This is a genomic window from Yinghuangia sp. YIM S09857, from assembly GCF_051388915.1.
In the GTDB taxonomy this organism is placed as follows: Bacteria; Actinomycetota; Actinomycetes; order Streptomycetales; family Streptomycetaceae; genus Yinghuangia.
In genome coordinates, this window is sequence record NZ_JBPKBH010000001.1 from 203,685 (window position 1) to 208,577 (window position 4,893).

Annotated in this window: 5 protein-coding genes; 4 read left to right on the forward strand and 1 reads right to left on the reverse strand. The window is 74.1% G+C overall.

Translation table 11 applies throughout. The features are described from left to right. Positions 1-283: 283 nt before the first annotated feature. The 4 genes from ACRX5S_RS00930 to ACRX5S_RS00945 all read left to right on the forward strand — a co-directional run bounded on the left by ACRX5S_RS00930 (position 284) and on the right by ACRX5S_RS00945 (position 4,150). Complete coding sequence (locus ACRX5S_RS00930; protein ID WP_436770718.1) at positions 284-1,741, forward strand: MFS transporter; 1,458 nt, start codon at positions 284-286, stop codon at positions 1,739-1,741. Beyond that, positions 1,738-3,198 (forward strand): pyridoxal phosphate-dependent decarboxylase family protein, encoded by a 1,461-nt coding sequence (locus tag ACRX5S_RS00935; RefSeq protein ID WP_436770719.1) that lies wholly within the window; start codon positions 1,738-1,740, stop codon positions 3,196-3,198. The genes ACRX5S_RS00930 and ACRX5S_RS00935 overlap by 4 nt, the downstream gene beginning before the upstream one ends. A gap of 234 nt (positions 3,199-3,432) precedes the next feature. Beyond that, entirely contained in the window at positions 3,433-3,798 is a 366-nt protein-coding gene (locus ACRX5S_RS00940; RefSeq protein WP_436770720.1) for a YidH family protein, read from the forward strand. A 7-nt stretch (positions 3,799-3,805) separates the two neighbouring features. After that, positions 3,806-4,150: a DUF202 domain-containing protein gene (locus tag ACRX5S_RS00945; protein ID WP_436770721.1), complete on the forward strand. Its 345-nt coding sequence runs from the start codon at positions 3,806-3,808 to the stop codon at positions 4,148-4,150. Between the two features lie 16 nt (positions 4,151-4,166). Here ACRX5S_RS00945 and ACRX5S_RS00950 read toward each other — a convergent pair whose 3' ends face one another. Then, positions 4,167-4,667 carry a MarR family winged helix-turn-helix transcriptional regulator gene (locus tag ACRX5S_RS00950; protein ID WP_436770722.1) on the reverse strand — a complete coding sequence of 167 codons (501 nt, stop codon included), beginning with the start codon at positions 4,665-4,667 and terminating at the stop codon, positions 4,167-4,169. Positions 4,668-4,893 lie beyond the last annotated feature (226 nt).

Sequence of the window (4,893 nt, forward strand, 5' to 3'; positions counted from 1 at the left end):
CTCCGCGGGCGTCGGCGCGTCCGGGCTCGGTCCGCGGGCCCACGCGTATGCCCGGAGGGCCGAGGGAGCGTCAGGGGTATGCCCGCCCTGGGCCGTCCGCCCGCCTCTGGGCCGTCCCGACCGCGTTCGAAGCGGCGGATGCGGGCGTGGGGCGGGCGTTTTCCGTCATTCGCCGCCAAATTCCGTCGCCGGTTCCGGGGTGCCTTCCGGGCCCCGCCGGGAATGGTCTGGACCATGGCCGAAACCCTGGTGGCAGGCCCCGGCAGGGCTTACGTTCATGACCATGGTTTCCGCCGCGGGCCCCGACGCCGCCGAGCCGTCGGCACCCGAGATCGCGCCCCTGCCCGGCATCGTGCGGATCGGCTACGGCCTGGGGTCGTTCGGCACCGGGATATTCGGGGCCGTGCCCGGCCTGTTGCTCCTCTTCTACCTCACCGACGTGCTCGGCGTGGAACCTCTCGTGGCCGGTGTCGTCGTGTTCCTGCCCAAGGCGTGGGACGCCGTTGCGAACCCCTATGCGGGCAGCCTGTCCGACCGCACCGAGCACCGCTGGGGCCCGCGCCGCCCGTGGATGCTCGGCGGCGCGCTGACCCTCCCGTTCTTCTTCGCCGCGATGTTCGCCGGACCGCCGCTGACCGGCGGCTGGGCGGCGCTGTACGTCGGCGGCATGTACCTGCTCGCCGCGACCGCGTTCGCCGCGTTCCAGGTCCCCTACATCGCGATGCCCGCCGAGATCACCGCCGACCACCACGAGCGCACCCGCATCATGGCGTGGCGCGTCGCGTTCCTGTCCTTCGCGATCATGCTGTCCGGCGGCCTCGCGCCGCTGATCACCGGGCACTCCGGCGGCGACGACCCGGGCACGCGCGGCGGCTACCGGCTGATGGGCGTCGTCCTCGGCGTGCTGCTGATGGCCGGGATGCTCGCGGCGTTCTTCACCACCGCGCGGGCGCGGACGGTCGTGCCGGTCACCGCGGGCGAGAGCTCGATCCTCAAGCAGCTCGCCATCGCGCGGACGAACCGTTCCTTCATGAACCTGTTCGGGATGTACGTCGTCCAGGCCGTCGGCGCGGGCGCGATGCTCGCGGGCGTCCAGTACTTCTCCACCTACATCCTCGACGACGCGTCGGCCACCACCTGGCTGTTCGCGGCGCTCGTGCTGCCGTCGATCGTCGCGATGCCGCTGTGGTCGCGCGCCGCGCTGCGGTTCGGCAAGCGCAACGCCGCGTTCGCCGCGTCGTGCTGCTTCCTGGCGGCGTCGCTGATGATGATGTCCGCCGGCCAGGTCCCGGCGGGTGTGGTGTACGCCATCACCGGCATCGCGGGCGTCGGCTACGCGGGCATGCAGATGCTGCCGATGTCGATGATCGGCGACGCGGTCGCGGTGGATGCGATGACCACCGGCCAGCGCCGCGCGGGTGTGTTCACCGGCGTGTGGACGGCGGGGGAGATGCTCGGACTCGCCCTGGGCGCGGGGGTGTTCGCGGCGATGCTCCAGGTGAGCGGGTTCGTGTCCTCGGACGCGGACCACCGCGTCCCGCAGCCCGACTCGGCGCTGACCGGGGTGCTGCTGGGCTTCACGCTGCTGCCGGCGGTGCTGCTGGTGATCAGCATGCCGTTCATCCTGCGCTACGACCTGACCGAGGAGAAACTGGCCGAGCTGCGGGACCGGCACGCCGTGATCCCCGCCCAGACCGCGCGGACGCCGGAGCCGGCCCGTGCCGAAGAGGACCCCGTGTGACCGCGCAGAACCGACCCACCGCCGCCGCGATCCTCGCCGACCTCGCAGCCCTGCGCGCCGCGGACCTCCCGGTGCACGGAGGCCGCACGCTGGCGTACGTCTACGACTCCGGTCTGGGTGCGGAGGCCGCCGCGCTCGCCGAGGCCGCGTACGCCGCGATGGCCGGGGTCAACGGCCTCGACATGACCGCCTTCCCCAGTGTCGTCGCGCTGGAGAACGAGGTCGTCGGCACCGCCGCCCGACTGCTGGGCGGCTCCGCGGAGACCGTGGGCACGGTGACCTCGGGCGGCACCGAGAGCGTGCTGCTGGCCGTCCTGACCGCGCGCGAACACGCGCGGGCCACACGGGGGGTGACGGCGCCTCAGATGGTGCTGCCGGCGACCGCGCATGCGGCCTTCCACAAGGCCGCGCACTTGTTCGGCCTGGAGGCCGTCGCGGTGCCGGTGGACGGCCGCACGTTCACCCCCGACCCGGCCGCGGTCGCGGCGGCGGTGGGGGAGCGGACCGCGCTGGTGGTCGCGTCGGCGCCGTCGTACGCGCACGGGGTGGTCGACCCGGTCGCCGGGATCGCGGCCGCCGCGGCCGAGCGGGGCGTGCTGTGCCACGTCGACGCGTGCATCGGCGGCTGGCTGCTGCCGTACGCGCGGCGCCTGCCCGACACGGCGGGCATCCCCGACTTCGACCTGTCGGTGCCGGGGGTGACCTCGCTGTCGGTCGACCTGCACAAGTACGCCTACACCCCCAAGGGCGCCTCGGTCCTGCTCTTCCGCGACGCCGAACTGCGCCGCCACGGCTACTTCGCCTGCGCGGCGTGGCCCGGCTACCCGGTCGTGAACGCGACGCTCCAGGGCACCAAGTCGGCGGGCCCGTTCGCGGCGGCCTGGGCGGTGCTGCGGCACATCGGCGACGCCGGCTACGAGGACCTGGCGCGGCGTACCGTGCGCACCGCGCGCGAACTGCGTGCCGGGGTCGACGCGATCCCGGGCCTGCGCGTGCTGGGGGACCCGGCGGGGTCGCTGCTCGCGGTCGCGAGCGGGGACCCGGAGCTGGACGTGTTCGTGCTCGCCGACTGCCTGCGCGCGCACGGGTGGTACGTCCAGCCGCAGCCGGGGTACGCGGGCCTGCCGCGCACGGTGCACCTGACCGTGACGGCGGCCGCCGACGGCAAGGCCCCGGAGCTGCTGGCCGCCCTCTCCGCCGCCGCGGCCCAGGCGCGCGCCCTCGGCCCGGCCCTCGTCGACCCGGGCCTGGTCGAAGCCGCCGCCCTCATCGACCCCGCGTCCCTCACCGCCGCCGACTCCGCAGCCCTCCTGGACCTGGCGGGCCTGGGCGCAGACGGCGCCCTCCCGGACCGCATGGCCCCTGTCCTCGCGCTACTCGAACAACTCCCCACCGCCCTGGCGGAACGCCTCCTGCCCGACGTCATCGGCGGCCTCTTCCGCCCGAACCCGAAGTAGCTCGCGAACGCCCGCTCTTCCCGGCCCCGAACCTGTGGACAGCCCGACGCACGACAACCCGCGACCTGCTGAAACCCCCGCAGCGGGGGCTTGTTCCGGCACCTGTGGACAACGTGGCCGCAGAATCCGCGACAGCGCGCCGGGTGGACTTCCACGGCGGAGTCGGCGAACCCGCACGACGTGCTCGGTGGACCCGCGCGGCGGGCGCCGGGTGCGCACGGCACAATCGTGACCATGGTCAACGATCGGCGCCGTCCCCGGCTCCAGGACATCGGGGACGAGCCCGACTACCGGTTCACCCTTGCCAACGAGCGGACGTTCCTCGCCTGGATCCGCACCGCGCTGTCGCTGCTGGCGGGCGGGGTGGCGGTGGTGCAGTTCCTGCCGGACCTCGGGCCGCGCAGCCAGCGGCTGGTGCTCGGGTTCATCCTCGTCGCGATCGCGACCGTGCTGGCGGCGTCCGCGTACCGGCGGTGGTTCCGCGTCGAGCGCGCGATGCGCCTGAGCCAGGCGCTGCCCGCCACGTCGATGCCGCTCATGCTGTCGCTGGGGGTCGCGGCGGTGATCGTCGTCAGCGTGATCCTGATGGCGATGGGGTGACGTGCCGATGACGGGTGACGCGGTGCCCCGCAACGGCCCCGTCGACCCGGGTCTCCAGCCCGAGCGCACGCGGCTGGCCTGGTCGCGGACGGCGCTGGCGTTCCTCGCCAACGGCGGCCTCATGCTGCACGCCGGCCACCGCCTCGACCACTGGGCGTGGCTGACCCCCGGCGCCGTGATCATCGCGGTATCGGTGGCCGTCTACGTGGCGAGCGCCCTGCGCTTCCGCCGCGTCGACGACGCGATCCGCTCGGGCGATCCCGTCGTCGGCGCCGCCCCGATCGCCCTGACCGCGGCGGCCGCAGTCGTGGTGTCCCTGACCGCGGCGGTGGTCGTGGCCACCGCACACTGACCGGCCCGCGGCGGAGTCACGCGTACCACCACCAGGCCTGGCGCAGCCCTTCGGGGATTTGGCCGCCGTCGCGGAGGGTGCGGAGGCCTTTGCGGAGGCCGGTGGTGAGGTCGTCGAGGCCGGCGGTGCCGACGGCGCCTTCCCAGGCGCCTTGTATGTCGGCGAGTTCGGCCCAGATGATGCGGACGCATTCGCGGCCGCGGGTGGTGAGGGTGATGCGGCGGGCGCGGCGGTCCTCGGGGTCGGGCTGGCGTTCGACGTAGCCCTGGCGGGCGAGGTGGGTGACGACCTCGCCCGCGGACTGCTTGGTCATGCCGAGCCGGCGGCCCAGTTCGGTGGCGGTGGTGCCGTGCTCGCCGACCAGGGTGAGGGCGAAGCCGTGGGTGGGGCGTACGTCGTCGAAGCCGGCGGCGGTCATGCGGTCGGTGAAGACCTGGCTGATGCCGCGTACGGCGCCGACGAGCAGCGTCACGAGTTCCGACCCCGGGTGGGCTCCGGCGAGCGCGTCTTGATGCACGCGGTCAGCGTACCTGTCTATCTGTCGCGAATGGGCTGGAGGCCCGGACCCGTTCGCGACTCGGCGGACACGCCGGGGCGGTGCGGGGCACGGCGAGGGGCCGACCGCTTCACCAGTCGGCCCCTCGTGTTCCCCCGTGCGCCGGTCAGACGTGTACGGACGCCATGCCCTCACGGCGTTCGCCTGCCCGGACGAGCAGTGCCGGGGGGGGGGGGGGGGAGGGGGG

Coding starts and splice junctions, on each gene's coding strand:
- ACRX5S_RS00930 (WP_436770718.1), top strand. CDS start 284: ATGGTTTCCGCCGCGGGCCCCGACGCCGCCGAGCCGTCGGCACCCGAG.
- ACRX5S_RS00940 (WP_436770720.1), top strand. CDS start 3,433: ATGGTCAACGATCGGCGCCGTCCCCGGCTCCAGGACATCGGGGACGAG.
- ACRX5S_RS00945 (WP_436770721.1), top strand. CDS start 3,806: ATGACGGGTGACGCGGTGCCCCGCAACGGCCCCGTCGACCCGGGTCTC.